The sequence below is a fragment of the Dyella sp. SG609 genome (assembly GCF_012275375.1).
GTDB lineage: Bacteria > Pseudomonadota > Gammaproteobacteria > Xanthomonadales > Rhodanobacteraceae > Dyella_D > Dyella_D marensis.
The window spans coordinates 36,756-52,656 of the sequence record NZ_JAAZQJ010000007.1 but is presented as its reverse complement, the minus strand read 5'-3'; the positions used below and the strand labels follow the sequence as shown (position 1 = coordinate 52,656).

The following is a 15,901-nucleotide window of genomic DNA, read 5'->3' as shown; positions in this document are numbered from 1 at the left end:
ATGAATCCTCGGCAGAACCCGGAGAACGGCTGGCGCGAAGTGGAAGGCGCGGTGCTGGCTTATCTCACGCAGCATCCCGATGCCGCCGACACGCTCGACGGCATCGTGAGCTGGTGGCTGCCGCAGCAGCGCTACGTCACCGAACGCCGACGCATCGAGCAAGCGCTGAGCCACCTGGTCGAGCGCGGCCAGCTGCGGCGCGACCGCCTTCCCGGCGGCGCCGTGCTGTACGCGCTGAACCGCGCGGACCCGGCGCCGCTGCATTGACCGACGCATCCCGCCAACCCTTGAGGAAACAGCCATGCCTGCCACCCTGAGTTATCCAGGCGTCTATATCGAGGAGATTCCCAGCGGTGTCCGCACCATCACCGGCGTGGCCACCTCGATCGCCGCCTTCGTCGGCCGCGCCGCGAAAGGGCCGGTCGATGCCGACGCTGACGGCCCGGTCACCATCAACAGCTACGGCGACTACGAGCGCATCTTCGGCGCGCTCGATCCGGCGTATCCCATGGGCTACGCGGTGCGCGACTTCTTCCTCAACGGCGGTGCGCAGGCGGTGATCGTGCGCCTGTACAAGGCCGGCGCGGCCGGCGCCAAGGCGCAGATCACCGCGCCCGGCCTGACCCCGCCCGCCGTCGCGCTGCTGCTGGAAGCCGCCTCGCCGGGCGCCTGGGCCAACAAGCTGCGCGTGCGGGTGGACAATCACGTGTCGGCCGACGTGGCCGCCTTGTACGGCCTCACCCCGGCCGACCTGTTCAACCTCACCGTGCGCGACACGGCCAGCGGCGCGCAGGAAAGCTTCCTCAACGTCACCGTGGTGGAGAGCCCGCGCCGCGTCGACCGCGTGCTGAAGGCCAGCTCCGCGCTGATCCGCCTGCAGGCCGGCGCCACCCTGGGCGCGAAGCCGCCGTCGGCGATGTCGGACACCACCGACGCCGGCAAGACCATCTGGGACGACAACGGCAGCACGCCCGCCGCCGCCACCTCGGTAGCCGTGACCACCGTGGCGCAGGACAGCGAGAAGCTCTCCGCCGATGCCGATTACCTCGGCAACCAGGACGCCAAGACCGGCATCTATGCGCTGAAGAAGGTGGATCTGTTCAACCTGCTGTGCATCCCCGCCGACGTGCGCGGCGGCGATACCAGCAATGGCGTGTACCAGGCGGCGATGGCCTTGTGCGTCGACCGCCGCGCGCTGCTGATCGTGGATGCGCCCGGCGCATGGACCACGCCCAGCTCGATCAATGCCGGCACCGTTTCCGGCCTGGGCCTGACCGGCACCGCCGCGCGCAACGCGGCGCTGTTCTTCCCGCGGGTGATCCAGTCCGACCCGGCGCGGCAGGGCCAGCTCGACACCTTCGTGCCCTGCGGCATCGTGGCCGGCATCATGGCGCGCACCGACACGCAGCGCGGCGTGTGGAAGGCGCCGGCGGGGCTGGATGCATCCTTGAACGGCGTGCAGGGCCTGTCCACGGTGATGACCGATGCCGAGAACGGCATGCTCAATCCGCTGGGCGTCAACTGCCTGCGCAACTTCCCGAACGCGGGGGCGGTGGTGTGGGGGTCGCGCACCTTGCGCGGCGCCGACCTGCTGGCCGACGACTACAAGTACATCCCGGTGCGGCGCCTGGCGCTGTACATCGAGGAAAGCCTGTTCCGCGGCACGCAGTGGGTGGTGTTCGAACCCAACGACGAACCGCTGTGGGCGCAGATCCGCCTCAACGTCGGCGCCTTCATGCAGAACCTGTTCCGCCAGGGCGCGTTCCAGGGCAAGTCGCCGACCGACGCGTACTTCGTCAAATGCGATGGCGAAACCACCACGCAGAACGACATCAACCTGGGCATCGTCAACATCGTGGTCGGCTTCGCGCCGCTCAAGCCCGCCGAGTTCGTGGTCATCCAGCTGCAGCAGATGGCCGGCCAGATCCAGACCTGAGGACAACACCATGGCTCAGTTCAGCGTCAATGCCCAGCGCTTCGATCCGTACAAGAACTTCAAGTTCAGGCTGAAGTGGGACGGCCGCTACGTGGCCGGCATCAGCAAGGTCTCGGGCCTGAAGCGCACCACCGAAGTGGTGAAGCACCGCGAAGGCGGCGACCCCAGCAGCAGCCGCAAGTCGCCGGGGCGTACCGAATACGAGGCGATCACCATCGAACGCGGCGTCACCCACGATCTCGAATTCGAGAAGTGGGCGAACAAGGTCTGGCACTTCGGCGCCGGCCTGGGCGCCGAAGTGTCGCTCAAGGACTTCCGCAAGGACCTGATCCTGGAGGTCTACAACGAGGCCGGCCAGCTGGTGCTGTCCTATCACCTGTATCGCTGCTGGGTGTCGGAATACCAGGCGCTGCCGGACCTGGACGCCAATGCCAATGCCGTGGCCATCCAGCATCTGAAGCTGGAAAACGAAGGCTGGGACCGCGACGTCAGCGTGCAGGAACCGACCGAACCCAGCTTCACGGTGCCGGCGGGCTGAGGCCGTGCGCATGCCGACCGCCGCCGACTGGTTGCGCGCCTGGGAACGCGGCGGGGATGCCTCCGCCGCGGCGCGCAGCCTGTATCTGCTCGGCGCGGCCGACCAGGCCACGGACGAGGACGCGCTGCTGCAGTTGCCATTGGGGCGGCGCGATGCCTTGCTGCTGCGCCTGCACGCGAGGCTGTTCGGGCGGCGGCTGGATGGCGTGGCGCGCTGCCCGGCGTGCAAGGCGGTGGTCGAGGTCAGCTTCGATGCGCATGCGCTGCTGACCGGGCCGGATGCCGGCGACGACACCTCCGCCGGTGTATTCGAACTGCAATCGGCGGCGCACGACCTGCGCGTGCGTTTTCGCCCGGTGAACTGCGCCGACCTGCTGGCACTGCAGGATTGCGCCGACCTGATCGACGCCCGTGGCCTGCTGCTGCAACGCTGCGTGATCGAAACGACGAAGCTGTCGAGCGCTGCCCCGGCCAGCCTGCCGGAATCGCTGCAGGCGGAACTGGCCCAGGCCATGGCTGCAGCCGATCCGCAGGCCGACCTGCAGCTGGCCTTCCATTGCCCCGAATGCGCGCACGACTGGGAACCGGCCTTCGATATCGCCCGCTTCCTGTGGCAGGAACTGCACGCCTGGGCGCTGCGCCTGCTGCGCGACGTGGACACGCTGGCACGCCACTACCACTGGAGCGAAGCGGACATCCTCGCGATGACGCCGCGCCGCCGCCAGGCCTACCTGGAGCAATGCGCGCCGTGAGCGATTTCCTCGACCGTGTCGCTACGCGTGCGCTCGGCAGCGAATCGATGCTGTCGCCGCGGCTGCCGTCGCTGTTCGAGCCGGCGGGTCGGGGTGGGGCGGCGGTGACGGAGGAGCCGGTGCAGATCCAGGCGGCGCCGGCGGTCGAGCGAACGCAGGAGCAGGCCGTGCCGAACGTACGCCGGACCGAGAGCAAAGTGCTCGCGGAGGCACCGGAACTGGCGCCGGCGCGCTCATCTGCGCACGCTTCTACGGCGCAGGCCGACAGGCACGAGCACAGCATCGTCACGGAAGAAGTGCGCTTGTTTTCTGCGAGCAAGCCGTCCGTGCGCGAAGCGGCCATCGAGCCGGCATCGCCGCGGACGGTTTCGCGCCAGGAGCCTGCCTCCACCGGCGAGCTTCAGCCGCTGAAAGAAACCCGCATCCTGCGCGAACGCACCACCATCGAGACCTCGCACGAGGAAGCGCCCGGCGAACTGTTGCCGCCGGGCCAGCCCGTCTTCGCCACCCGGCCCGAAGCCGGCGCGCGGCGCACGAACGCATCGTCGCCCGCACCGGCGAAAGCACCGGCCGGCACGGCGCCGCCGTCCAGCGAACCGGCCGTGCACGTCAGCATCGGCCGGCTGGAAGTGCGCGCCGCCCCCACGAACGCCACGGCGCCGCGCGCTGCGGCGCCGTCACGTCCCAGCGCGCTCGACGACTACCTGCGCCAGCGCGGCGGAAGCACGCCATGAGCAATGTCCTCGCCATCGCCGCCGCCACCCGCACCTTGCGCAATGTGCTGCTGGCCCGCATGCCGCTGCTGGATACCGACCTGGGCGACCTGGAAGTGACCCTGCAGCCGCTGGACGTCGCGCGCAAAGGCATCACCAAGGCCCAGCTCAACCTGTTCCTGTACCAGGTCATCTACAACGCCGGCTGGCGCAATATGGACATGCCCGGCCGCGTGCGCCCCGGCGAAACGGCGCAGCCGGCGCTGGCGCTGAACCTGCATTACCTGATCACCGCCTGGGGCCGCGGCGACAGCGACAACGACGCGGTCAGCCACCGCGTGCTGGCGGCGGCGATGAGCACGCTGCACGACCGCCCGCTGCTCGACGCCGACGACATCCGCAACGCCTTGCTCGGCAACGACCTGGCCGACCAGATCGAACGCGTGCGCCTGACGCCGCTGCCGCAGAGTGTGGAAGAGCTCTCCAAGCTGTGGACCGCGTTCCAGACCAACTACCGCGTCTCCGCCGCCTACGAGGCGACCGTGCTGCTGATCGACAGCCAGGCGCCGTCGCGCGCCAGCCTGCCGGTGCTGCGCCGCGGGCCGCAGGATCGCGGCGTGACCAGCACGGCATCCACGGCGCCGGCACTCAGCAGCGTGGCGCTGCCGAATGCGCAGGCGGCGGCCAGGCTCGGCGACGATCTGGTGCTCAGCGGCAGCCAGCTCAGCACCGCCAACGCGGTGGCGCGCTTCAACAGCCTGCGGCTCGATGCGCCGGTGGACGTGGTGCCGGCCGCGGGCCCGGCAGCGGGCACCTTGCAGGTGCATCTGGCCGACAGCGCCGAGGATGCGCAGGCGCCGTCGCGCTGGGCGCCGGGCATCTACACGCTGTCGCTGCTGGTGCAGTCGCCGGGCCTGCCCGCGCTGCTCAGCAACGAACTGCCGCTGGCGCTGGCGCCGGCGATCACGCTGACGCCGCGCACCGGTTCGCCCGGCACGCAGCATCTGAATCTGACCTGCCTGCCGCGCATCCGCGACGGGCAGCGCGTGTTCCTGCTGTTCGGCGACCAGCTGGTGACGCCGACCAGCATCACCAACCCGGCCGATCCGGCCCAGCCCACCGCGCTGGTTTTCGACGTGCCAGGCGTGGCTGCCGGCACCTATACGGTGCGCCTGCGCGTCGACGGCGCCGACAGCATTCCGGTCGATTTCAGCGGCCCGTTGCCGGCCTTCGACAGCCTTCAGCAAGTGGTGGTGTCATGAGCGATTACGCGCAATGGCTCGCCGAGAACGATAAATACCTGGCCGATGCGCTGGCCGACCTGCGCGCGCGGCTGCAGCGCGCCGCGGGGCAGGAGGCGGCGCCGTCGAATGGCGCGCGCAACGTGCCGGCGATTCCCGCGACGGTGGCGCCGGCGCCCGAAGCCACTGAAGCTCGGCATACGTCATGGTTGTCCCGCGTGTTCGGCGAGCACCCGGCGGCGCAGGCTGCGCCATTGGCAACGATGGACACGGCGCCACCGGAGCTGCAGGCGGCCGAACCGCCGCCCGCGGCGATCGCCGTCGACACCGCGGCCGATCCCGCACAGGCGCCGGCCTTCGCCCCCGCGCTGCAACTGCTGGCCCAGCGCCTGGGCCTGTCCGACTTCGAACGCGATCTGCTGCTGTTGTGCATCGGCATGGAACTGGACACGCGCATGCCCGCGCTGTGCGCGCAGGCCCAGCACGATCCCGCCAAGCCCTGGCCGACCTTCGCGCTCGCCTTCGCCGTGCTGGACCAGCCGAGCTGGGACGCGCTCTCGCCCGAACGCCCGCTGCGCTACTGGCGCCTGCTGGAGATCCACCAGCCGGGGCCGCAGCCGCTGATCGGCGCCGCACTGAGCGCGGACGAGCGCATCGTCAATTTCGCCAAGGGCTTGAACTACGTCGACGACCGCCTGATGCCGCTGCTGACGCCGTTGAACACGGACAGCCTGCCGCCTTCGCAGCAAGCCGTGGCCGACCGCCTGCTCGACAACCTGCGCCACATGCCGTTCGGCGAACCCTTGCCCACGGTGCAGCTGGTCGGCGTGGACAGCACCAGCAAGCAGGCGATCGCGCAGACGGTGGCGGCCGGCTTCGGTGCGCAGGCGTTTCGTCTGTCGGCGCAGCTGCTGCCGCAGGGCATCGCCGAACAGGAGGCCCTGGTGCGCCTGTGGCGGCGCGAGAGCCTGCTGATGCCGGTGGCGCTGTATATCGACGCTTCCGCCATCGACGGCGCGGATGCGGCTTCGGGTCCGATCCGCCGTTTCCTGGCGCGCGCCGGCGGCCTGCTGTTCATCGATACGCGCGAGCCGTGGAACGACAACGGCACGCATGCGCTCAGCGCCGACGTGACCCGGCCCACCTCGCTGGAACAGCGCAGCGTGTGGCAGCACCTGCTGGGCGAAGGCGCGGAGCAGCATTCGCGCCAGCTGGCCAGCCATTTCGATTTCAATCTCGGCAAGATCGGGCAGATCGCGCATACCGCGCTGGCCGCGACCGGGCAGAAGGCCGAAGGCCTGGGCGAAGCGCTGTGGCAAGGCGCGCTGGCGCGCACGCGGCCGGCGCTGGACCAGCTGGCGCAGCGCATCGAGCCCAAGGCGGGCTGGGACGACCTCAAGCTGCCGGACAGCGAGAAGAACCTGCTGCGCGAAATCGCCGACCAGGTCGCGCAGCGCAGCGTGGTCTACGACGACTGGGGCTTCCGCGAACGCATGAACCGCGGGCTTTCCATCAGCGCGCTGTTCGCCGGCGAGAGCGGTACCGGCAAGACCATGGCGGCCGAAGTGATCGCCAACGAACTGGGCCTGCCGCTGTACCGCATCGATCTCTCGGCCGTGGTCAGCAAGTACATCGGCGACACCGAGAAGAACCTGCGCAAGCTGTTCGACGCGGCGGAAGAGGGCGGCGCGATCCTGTTCTTCGACGAGGCCGACGCGCTGTTCGGACGCCGCAGCGAAGTGAAGGACAGCCACGACCGCTACGCCAATATCGAAGTGAACTACCTGCTGCAGCGGCTGGAGAGCTTCCGCGGCCTGGCCATCCTGGCCACCAATATGAAGAGCGCGCTGGACACGGCTTTTCTGCGCCGCATCCGCTTCGTGGTGAACTTCCCGTTCCCCGGCGTGGCCGAGCGCAAGGCGATGTGGGCCTCGGCCTTTCCCGCCAAGGTGGCCACCGCCGCGCTGGACATCGAACGCCTGGCCAAGCTGGCGCTGACCGGCGGCAGCATCCAGGGCATCGCCTTGAACGCAGCGTTCCTGGCCGCCAGGCACGGCGTGCAGGTGACCATGCCGCTGCTGCTCGATGCCGCGCGCAACGAGTTCCGCAAGCTGGAGAAGCCGGTCAACGAAGCGGACTTCCGCTGGCTGGGCAGTGCGGGAGGACAGCCGTGAGCATCGCGCTGCATATCGAGCGGCTGGTGATCGACGAGGCCGTGCTGGGCGGCGAACGCGCCGCCGACGTGCGGCTGCTGCTTGAACGGGAACTGGCGCGGCAACTCGCGCAGCCGGGAGCGATGGATGCGCTGCGCCATGTCGGCGCCGTCAGCGCACTGCCTTCCGCGGCGCTGCCCGCGCCGGTTCGAGGTCAGGAGCGGCTTGGTTCACGCCTCGCCGCGGCGGTGGGGCAAAGCCTCGCCGCCGCCTTGCCGGCGGTGGAGCGGACATGAACCGGCCTCTCGCCAACGCAAAGCTCGCGCCGGCTCCATCCGCCGCTGTCGCCAGCCCCGTGCTGCGGCGCAAATGCGCCTGCGGCAGCCATGCGGCCGCAGGCGAATGCGAGAGCTGCAAGCAGCGTGTGCATCGCAAGGAGCGCGCCGGGGCATCCGCGCAGCAGGCGGCGGTGCCGGGGATCGTGCACGACGTGCTGGGCACGCCCGGGCGGCCGCTGGATGCCGCGGCGCGCGCCTGGATGGAGCCGCGCTTCGGCCACGATTTCAGCGGCGTGCGCGTGCATACGGATGGGCAGGCAGCGGCGTCCGCGCGTTCGGTCGGCGCACGGGCGTATGCCGTGGGCCAGCACCTGGTGTTCGACCACCGGCAGTACGCGCCGCATACGCCGGACGGCCGGCATCTGCTTGCGCACGAGCTGGCCCACACCATCCAGGATGCGGGCGGCGGCGGGCTGCATCCGAAGCTGCAGCTGGGTGCGGCCGACGACGCCAGCGAGCGCGCCGCCGACCGCGCCGCGGATGCGGTGGCGCAGGGCCGGCGCGCCTACGTGGCGCCGGCGGCCGGCGGCGTGATCCGCCGGCAGATCGCCGAGTGCTATGCCAGCGCCGGCAAGGACGACATGCAGAAAGTGGTGCGCTGCCCGGACATGTCGGAAACCGAACTGACCATGGTCGATTCCACCGACAAGCCCGAGCCCAAGACCACGATTTCCGCGGTGCCCGGCTACGACTCGCAGAACGTCTTCGTCGACATCACTTACTGCCGCGGCAAGACCAGCGTCACCATCTCGCCCTCCGCCAGCCTGCCCGCCACCGTGGCGCAGGCGATCGGCAACGTGCTGTCGGGCAAGGATCCGGTCAAGAGCGGCCGGCTCACCGCGGGGCTCGGCATCGAGGTCGCGGTCAGCGACAAGGTCACCGTCACCATCGGCCCCACCATCACCGCCGGCGTATCCGGCAAGCCGACCTATGGCGGCGGCGTGCAGGTCAAGACGCCGTACGGCGGCTTCGGCGCGCAGGGCCAGTACGACGCGGAGCAGAAGCAGGGCGGCATCAGCTTCAGCTACACGCCTGGCGACAAGCCGAAGAACGTCGACTGCCACACCGTGCGCCACTACGTGACCCTGGCCTGCGCCAAGGTCACGCGCAAGCCGGCCGACCCCGGACAGCCCGAGCTCAAGGGTCCGGATCCTCAAGTGCGGCGCGTGTACTTCGACTATGCCAAGGACACCATCCGCCAGGATTTCCACCTGCCCGACGACATCGAGACGCTGGCCGCCAAGGGCTACCGCGTCACCGCGGTGCAGGGCTTCACCTCGCCGGAAGGTCCGCGCGGGCGCGAGCACGAGCCGTCATTTATCGGCAACGACCGCCTGTCGGTGAAGCGCGCGGAAGCGGCGCTCCGCTGGCTGCAGGATCCGAAGGTATGCCCGCATTGCGATACCTCGGGCGTCAAGGCGGACGGCCAGAGCGAGCTGCCGCCGCTGCAGGGCAAGCAGAAGCCCGAGCCGGTGGGCCGCCCGATGGAAGAAGACGCGGTGAAGGAATACCTGGGCGAGAAGCCCGGCAGCACGGCCGATCCGACGGCGCCCAAGGCCGGCCCCGAGCGCGATGCGTTCAAGGCGCAGCCGTTCAAGGCGCAGCGCGACCAGGCCTTCGATTTCATGCGGCGCGCCGACATCACCCTGGTCGGCAGCAAGGTGACCCAGGAGTTCAAGCCGGCAAAACCCGAAGAGGTCACGCGCGACCCGGTCGCGTGCGACGAGAAAGTGATCAATGCGGCGCGCAAGGCCTTCGGCATCGCGCCGTCCACCGTGGTCGAAACCACCAAGCCTTGAGAGGGCCGCCACGATGCCAAGCGCCGACAAATCAGCGATCGCCAGGCAGAGCTTTACGCCTGCGCTCACCCGCGCGCCGGTCGGTCTGCACCGCAAATGCGGCTGCGGCAAATCCACGCCGGGCGGCGGCCAGTGCAGCGAGTGCGCGCAGAAGAAGGCCAGCCTGCAGCGGCGCGCGCAGCGCGACGTGGCCGGCGGCGTCGCCCCGGCCAGCGTGCATGCGGAACTGGCCCGCGGCGGACAGCCGCTGGATCGCGCCACGCGCAGCTTCATGGAGCCGCGCTTCGGCCACGACTTCAGCCACGTGCGCGTGCATGCCTCGCCGCAGGCCGCGGAAACGGCGGCCGACGTCGGCGCCTCCGCGTACACCGTGGGGCCGCATATCGTGTTCGGTCAGGGCGGCTATGCGCCGTCGACGCATACGGGCCGCCAGCTGCTTGCGCATGAACTGGCGCACGTGGTGCAGCAGGGCGGTGCGCAGAGCCTGCAGCGCTCCGGCGGGCAGGTGGGCGACACGCCGTCGATGGCTGGCGGCAACGGCCTGCGCATCGGCAGCGCGGACGATCCGCTGGAAGGCGAGGCGGATGCGGCGGCGCACCGGGTGATGAGCGGTGCCAATGCGGGCGCCGGGTTTGCCGCGGCGCCGCTGAGCCTGGCGCGTGCGCCGATCCTGCGCCGGCGGCTGGTGGTCAATCCCGGCGATTCGATTCCGATGCCGGCGGGCGCGGCGGGGCCGGAGCAACCCTTGACCAATGCGGTGCAGAACCTGATGCACGAAGTCTGCCCCGACGGCCAGTTCGTGGTGGATCCGGCGACCGGCGTGGCCAGCGCGGGCGCGGCCAATTTCTGCGCCACGCCTGCGCCGGCCGCTCCGGCGAAATCGCCGGCCAATTCCAGCACGCCGGTGGGTTGCCGTTGTCTGTGCGACGTCATCAACAACACCGAAACCACCACGATTGCCTTTCAGGCCGGGCCGCCGGGCACCAGCCGCACGGTCGATCAGCAAGGGCGCGTGCAGGGTGAGGCGGGGCGCCGCACCAGTCCGACCGTCAATGTCGATCCGCGCTTCCAGGGCCAGTACAAGATCAACGGACGCTGGGTGGATATTCCGTTCCATCTGATCTTCGCCCACGAAGTCTGCGGGCACGCACTGCCGAAGATGCAGGGCACGCATGCGGCGCGCGGCCCGACGCCGCCGGGCGGCACGCCGCCGTCGGAACAGCACGCCGTCGACGTCGAACGCGACATCGCCGCCGAGCACTCGCCGGCCCTGCCGCGCCGCCCCGACGACTACGGCGGCGACGCGCGCGAGCGGCCCTGAGGCGCAGCCATGAACGCACCGTCGTCCATGCAAGCCCGCCTGGAAGTCCTGCGACAGGACCTGCCGGATCCGTTCGCCCTGCGCACGGGCCTGGATGCCTTCTTCGCACTGCCCCGCGTGCGCGAGCTGCTCGCCGACGGCACGGCCGGCGAGCAACTGCTCGATTACCTGGAGCACCAGCCCGAGCCCGCGCTCGCGCGCGTCGCGGTGATCCTGCTTTCGCGCTGCCTCACCGACGCGTTGTACCGGCGCCTGCTGGCCGTGCTGGAACGCGCGGACAAGGAACTGACCGAAGCCTGCGACGCCGGCCTGTGGCTGCTGCCGGTGGATCAGGCCGCGCTGGCGCGGGAGCTGGTGGGCATGACCAGCACCGGCCAGCCGTTTCCGCTGTTGCTGCTGCAGCGTCCCATCGCCGCCGAAGTGCGCGCATCGCTGGAGCATTTCATCCGCCTCGGCAAGCTGCCGCTGAGCCTGTACGCGCTGTATGCGTATGCCTATGTGCCCAGGCCGCGCGACCAGGCGCTGCTGCTCCAGTGGAAGCAGTCCGGCCAGGCCGACGCCGCCACCGTGCGGCTGCTCGACCAGCTGCTGCACGAGGAGGGCCGGACATGAGCGAGCGCGCCGCCAAGAGCCAGGCCGCGCAGGCCGTGAAGAGCGCGGCGGCGAACGGTGCGGCGGCGGGCCACCTGCTGCAGCGCAAATGCGCCTGCGGCACGCATACCCCGGGCGGCGGCCAGTGCCGCGCCTGCAGCGAGCGCGAGGCCGGGCCGCATGCGGAACACGCGGCCGCCGAACCGGTGCCGGCTTCCGTCCACGATGCGCTGGCCAGCGGCGGCCGTCCGCTGGACGATCGCGCCCGCCGCTTCTTCGAGCCGCGCTTCGGCCGGAACCTCGGCGGTGTGCGCATCCATACCGACGGCAGCGCCGCGCGCTCGGCCAGGGACGTGGATGCGCAGGCCTATACCGCCGGCCGGCATATCGTGTTCGCCGACGGCAAGTACGCGCCGGAATCGCTGATGGGCAGCTTCCTGCTCGCGCACGAGCTCTCGCACGTGATGCAGCAGCGCCAGCAGGACGTGCGTCCGCAGGCGATCGGCAACCGCAACGACGCCTTCGAGCACGAGGCCGACCGCACGGCGATGGACGTGCTGACGCGGCCGGTCTCGTCGGTGGCGCCGATGGTCGGCACCGATCCGTCCGCCACCTTGCGCCGCGGCTGGCCGCTGGTGGCGGCCGGCGTGGTCGGCGTCGGCGCCGCGCTCTATGCGGCATGGGCCTATCACTGCCTGACGCCGCTGGAGCGTCCGATGTACGACGCCACCTTCGGCGATCCGGTGAACCGCACCGGCGGCTTCCGGCTCTGGTACTACAACCAGACCCACGCGCCGATTTCGAGCAATGTGTGGGACGCCTTCGGCCACTGCTGGATCGCCTGCGCCTCGACCAAGCGCTGCGGCGCCTTCACCGCCAGGCTGGCCGGCAGTTCGCGCGAGTTCTACCGCGAGTACATCGACAGCAGTCCGCACGACAGCTACGCGCAGGACATCAACAACCAGCGGCTGGGCCGCGGCTTCGGCAGCAATGGCGACGACTGCGATACCGCCTGCCGCAATGCGGCGCTGCCGGGCGGGGCGATGGACCTGAGCGCGCCGGCAGCGACGCATTGGGATCCGGTCAACGGAGATACCGCTTGAAACGCGATCAATCGTGCGCGCTCGCACGCGCCATCGGGATGGAGCATTGAGCATGGACACCTTGCGTAAAGGCGACCAGGGGCCACAGGTCAGCCAGCTGCAGCAGCTGCTGACCCGGCGCGGCTATGCGGCGCCCGGCACGGGCGTGTTCGATACGCGCACCTGGCAGGCCCTGCGCGCGTTCCAGATCCAGAACCTCGACCAGCACGGCCAGCCGCTGGTGGTGGATGGCGTGGCCGGGCCGCTGACCTGGTGGAGCCTGCAGAATCCCAAGCCGGCCATCGTTACGCCGAGCGCGGTGGATTACACCGTGCTGCCCGCCACCGGCGGCAGCGCGCGGGGCAGGGCGGCGCTAGCCTCGGCCATCGCGGAGCTGAAGGCCGGCGCCGGCGAACAGGGCGGCGACAACCGCGGTCCGTTCGTGCGCAAGTACCTGGCGCCGGCAGGATTGGCGGAAGGCAATCCGTGGTGCGCTTCCTTCGTGAGCTATTGCTTCCTGCAGGGCGCGGGCGGCGACCAGGCCAAGATGCCATTCCCCTACGTGGCCAGCGCGCGCAGCCTGCTGGCGGAATTCAAGGACAAGGGCTGGGCCTCGACGCCGGGCGATGGCTACATGCCGCAGCCGGGCGACATCGTGGTGTGGTGGCGGGTGAGCCTGGCCGGCTGGCTGGGCCACACCGGCCTGGTGCACTCGGTGCAGGACGGCATGCTCTACACCATCGAGGGCAACCGCAGCCCCAACGTGCAGGGCTTCTCCTATGTGCTCAGCCGCATGGACAAGCTGCTCGGCTACGGACACGTGCCATGAGCGGATTCCCCGGCTCGCCGCGCATCCTCAAGGGTGGCCTGGTGCTGATCGACCCGGACACCTCCGCCGTGCTGCGCGTGATCGCGCTGCAGTACAACCCCGACTCGATCACCCGCTCGCTGCAGGTGCAGGCGATCAGCGCCGACGGCGGCGACCGCTCCGAGGTGCTGCGCCTGAAAGGGCCGCCGGTGGAAACCATCAAGCTGGAGGCGGAGATCGACGCCACCGACCAGCTGGAATTTCCCGACCGCAACCGCGTCGCCACGCAGACCGGCGTGTTCGCCCAGCTGGCCGCGCTGGAAACCATGATCTATCCGACCAGCGCGCAGTTGAACGCCAACGATGCGATGTCCCAGGCCGGCACGCTGGAAATCATTCCGATGGAAACGCCGCTGGCCCTGTTCGTGTGGAGCCAGACGCGCATCCTGCCGGTGCGCGTCACGGAGCTGAGCATCACCGAGGAGGCCTTCGACACCGCGCTCAATCCGATCCGCGCCAAGGTCAGCCTGGGCCTGCGCGTGCTGTCGGTGAACGACGTGCCGCCGGGACACAAGGCGGCCAGCCTGTTCATGAGCTATCTGCAAAACAAGGAACGGCTGTCCGGCATGGCGCCGGCCATGCCCTTGTCCGCGCTCGGCATAACGGGAGTGCCCTGATGGCCATCGCCTTTCCTCCGACCAGCCGCTATGCGCTGACCCCAACCGGCACCTTCGTGCGCGCCGACGGCACGCCGGTCACCTATCTCAAGCGCCGCTTCGTACCGGCGCCGGAGAAGTTCGCGCTGCTGCAGTGGCATCGCGTGGTGCAGGGCGAGCGGCTGGACAATATCGCCGCGCACTACCTGGGCGATCCCGAGCAGTTCTGGCGGCTGTGCGATGCCAATCGCGCGCTGCGCCCGGACGAGCTGACCGAAACCATCGGCCGCAAGCTCGCCATCACCTTGCCCGAGGGTATTCCGGGGGTGCCGCGTGCTTAAGGGCGTGCACCTGACATTGCTGGTCGGGCCCGTGGTGCCGGTGCCGGTGCCGCAGGTGGTGCTGGATGCGCTGACCCAGATCGAGGTGGTGCAGCCCGACGAGCAGGCCGGCGCTTTCACCTTGCAGTTCACCCTGAGCGTGCAGTCGCCGCTGCATACCTTGTTCCTGCTGAGCGGCGGCGACGTGGTGCCGCTGCTGCGGGTGATCGTGATCGTCACGGTGAACGGCACGCCGGAGGTGCTGATCGACGGCGTGGTGACCAAGACCGAAGTGATGCCCGGCGCCGACCAGCGCCACACCAGCTTGCAGGTGAGCGGCGACGATCTCACCACGGTGATGCAGAAGCTGGAGTTCTCCGGCCTGCCGGGTCTGCCGTATCCGGCCATGCCGGCCGAAGGCATCGTGGCGCTGCTGCTGGCCAAGTACGCATTTTTAGGCGTGGTGCCGCTGGTGATTCCCAGCATCGCCATCGACGTGCCGATTCCCACCGACCGCATTCCCACCCAGCAGGGCACGGACCTGGAATACATCCGCATGCTGGCCAGCCGCGTGGGCTACGTGTTCTATATCGAACCCGGCCCCGCGCCGGGCATGAGCACCGCGTACTGGGGGCCGAAGATTAAAGTAGGCGTGCCGCAGCCGGCGCTGAATGCCGACATGGATGCGGCCAGCAACGTGGAAAACCTCAGCTTCAGCTACAACGGCAATGCGCGCAGCCTGCCGATCGTCTATATCCAGAATCCGCAGACCAAGATTCCGATCCCGATTCCGATCCCCGACGTCGGTCCGCTGAATCCGCCGCTGGGCCTGCTCGACCCGCCGCCGCAGCGCTTCAACCCGCTGACCGAAACGGCCAAGTATTCGCCGGTGCGCGCGCTGCTGCTGGGCATGGCAGAGGCGGCCAAGTCCGCCGACACCGTCACCGGCCGCGGCAACCTGGACGTGTCGCGCTACGGCCGCGTGCTGAAGGCGCGCCAGCTGGTCGGCGTGCGCGGCGTGGGGCCGGCCTTCGACGGCCTGCATTACGTGAGCGAGGTGCGCCACACCATCAAGCGCGGCGAGTACAAGCAGAGCTTCAGCCTGTCGCGCAAGGGCCTGATCTCCACCGTGCCGCGGGTGCCGTCATGACCAAGTACTACGGCAAATACCGCGGCACCGTGCTGCAGAACATCGACCCCGAACAGCTCGGGCGCATCCAGGCGACGGTGCCGGACGTGTCCGGCCTGCTGCCCTCGAGCTGGGCCATGCCGTGCGTGCCGTTCGCCGGCAAGCAGAACGGCGTGTACGTGGTGCCGCAGATCGGCGCGGGCGTGTGGATCGAATTCGAGCAGGGCGATCCGGATTACCCGATCTGGACCGGCGGTTTCTGGGGCATCGCCGCAGAGGTGCCGGCCCTGGCACTGGCGGGCAATCCCGCCAGCCCCAGCGTGGTGCTGCAGTCGGGCCTGCAGAACACGATCTCGATCAGCGACCTGCCGGGTCCCACCGGCGGCATCCTGCTCAAGGCCGTGACGGGCGCCATGATCATGGTCAACGAGATCGGCATCACCATCTCCAACGGGCAGGGCGCCACCATCGTGCTGGCGGGGCCCACCGTCACCATCAACAACGGCGCGCTGGTCGTGACCTGAG

General features: G+C 69.7%; 17 protein-coding genes. All 17 read left to right on the top strand.

Translation table 11 applies throughout. The annotated features are described in order from the left end of the window. Genes FHW85_RS14115 through FHW85_RS14035 form a run of 17 tightly spaced genes read left to right on the top strand, consistent with a single transcriptional unit; the run spans window position 1 to window position 15,900 of the window. Window positions 1–267, top strand: coding sequence for a hypothetical protein (locus FHW85_RS14115; RefSeq protein ID WP_167258250.1), 267 nt, complete (start codon window positions 1–3; stop codon window positions 265–267). Window positions 268–301: 34 nt separating this feature from the next. Further along, complete coding sequence (locus FHW85_RS14110; RefSeq protein ID WP_168648658.1) at window positions 302–1,936, top strand: phage tail sheath subtilisin-like domain-containing protein; 1,635 nt, start codon at window positions 302–304, stop codon at window positions 1,934–1,936. A gap of 10 nt (window positions 1,937–1,946) precedes the next feature. Continuing rightward, window positions 1,947–2,474: a phage tail protein gene (locus FHW85_RS14105; protein WP_167258246.1), complete on the top strand. Its 528-nt coding sequence runs from the start codon at window positions 1,947–1,949 to the stop codon at window positions 2,472–2,474. Window positions 2,475–2,484: 10 nt separating this feature from the next. Next, complete coding sequence (locus FHW85_RS14100; protein ID WP_210427805.1) at window positions 2,485–3,225, top strand: hypothetical protein; 741 nt, start codon at window positions 2,485–2,487, stop codon at window positions 3,223–3,225. Continuing rightward, window positions 3,222–3,959 (top strand): hypothetical protein, encoded by a 738-nt coding sequence (locus FHW85_RS14095; RefSeq protein ID WP_168648656.1) that lies wholly within the window; start codon window positions 3,222–3,224, stop codon window positions 3,957–3,959. Before FHW85_RS14100 ends, FHW85_RS14095 begins: the two co-directional genes overlap by 4 nt. Then, complete coding sequence (locus FHW85_RS14090) at window positions 3,956–5,200, top strand: DUF4255 domain-containing protein (protein WP_168648655.1); 1,245 nt, start codon at window positions 3,956–3,958, stop codon at window positions 5,198–5,200. Before FHW85_RS14095 ends, FHW85_RS14090 begins: the two co-directional genes overlap by 4 nt. Next, entirely contained in the window at window positions 5,197–7,353 is a 2,157-nt protein-coding gene (locus tag FHW85_RS14085; RefSeq protein ID WP_168648654.1) for an AAA family ATPase, read from the top strand. Before FHW85_RS14090 ends, FHW85_RS14085 begins: the two co-directional genes overlap by 4 nt. Continuing rightward, window positions 7,350–7,628 (top strand): hypothetical protein, encoded by a 279-nt coding sequence (locus FHW85_RS14080; RefSeq protein WP_168648653.1) that lies wholly within the window; start codon window positions 7,350–7,352, stop codon window positions 7,626–7,628. Before FHW85_RS14085 ends, FHW85_RS14080 begins: the two co-directional genes overlap by 4 nt. Further along, on the top strand, window positions 7,625–9,469 hold the full coding sequence (locus FHW85_RS14075) for a DUF4157 domain-containing protein (RefSeq protein ID WP_168648652.1): 1,845 nt from the start codon (window positions 7,625–7,627) through the stop codon (window positions 9,467–9,469). The genes FHW85_RS14080 and FHW85_RS14075 overlap by 4 nt, the downstream gene beginning before the upstream one ends. A gap of 13 nt (window positions 9,470–9,482) precedes the next feature. Continuing rightward, on the top strand, window positions 9,483–10,790 hold the full coding sequence (locus tag FHW85_RS14070) for a DUF4157 domain-containing protein (protein ID WP_208399912.1): 1,308 nt from the start codon (window positions 9,483–9,485) through the stop codon (window positions 10,788–10,790). Window positions 10,791–10,799: 9 nt separating this feature from the next. Next, entirely contained in the window at window positions 10,800–11,402 is a 603-nt protein-coding gene (locus FHW85_RS14065) for a hypothetical protein (protein WP_168648651.1), read from the top strand. After that, window positions 11,399–12,484, top strand: a complete 1,086-nt coding sequence (locus FHW85_RS14060; protein WP_168648650.1) for a DUF4157 domain-containing protein — start codon at window positions 11,399–11,401, stop codon at window positions 12,482–12,484. The genes FHW85_RS14065 and FHW85_RS14060 overlap by 4 nt, the downstream gene beginning before the upstream one ends. A gap of 52 nt (window positions 12,485–12,536) precedes the next feature. After that, window positions 12,537–13,292 (top strand): CHAP domain-containing protein, encoded by a 756-nt coding sequence (locus FHW85_RS14055; protein WP_168648649.1) that lies wholly within the window; start codon window positions 12,537–12,539, stop codon window positions 13,290–13,292. Beyond that, window positions 13,289–13,948: a hypothetical protein gene (locus FHW85_RS14050; RefSeq protein WP_167258223.1), complete on the top strand. Its 660-nt coding sequence runs from the start codon at window positions 13,289–13,291 to the stop codon at window positions 13,946–13,948. The genes FHW85_RS14055 and FHW85_RS14050 overlap by 4 nt, the downstream gene beginning before the upstream one ends. Further along, the gene (locus FHW85_RS14045; RefSeq protein ID WP_168648648.1) at window positions 13,948–14,268 is read left to right on the top strand and encodes a LysM domain-containing protein; all 321 of its coding nucleotides are present in this window, start codon (window positions 13,948–13,950) and stop codon (window positions 14,266–14,268) included. Before FHW85_RS14050 ends, FHW85_RS14045 begins: the two co-directional genes overlap by 1 nt. A 4-nt stretch (window positions 14,269–14,272) precedes the next feature. Further along, on the top strand, window positions 14,273–15,397 hold the full coding sequence (locus FHW85_RS14040; protein WP_343203704.1) for a hypothetical protein: 1,125 nt from the start codon (window positions 14,273–14,275) through the stop codon (window positions 15,395–15,397). Then, window positions 15,394–15,900 (top strand): phage baseplate assembly protein V, encoded by a 507-nt coding sequence (locus tag FHW85_RS14035; protein WP_167258217.1) that lies wholly within the window; start codon window positions 15,394–15,396, stop codon window positions 15,898–15,900. Before FHW85_RS14040 ends, FHW85_RS14035 begins: the two co-directional genes overlap by 4 nt. Window position 15,901: the final 1 nt, after the last annotated feature.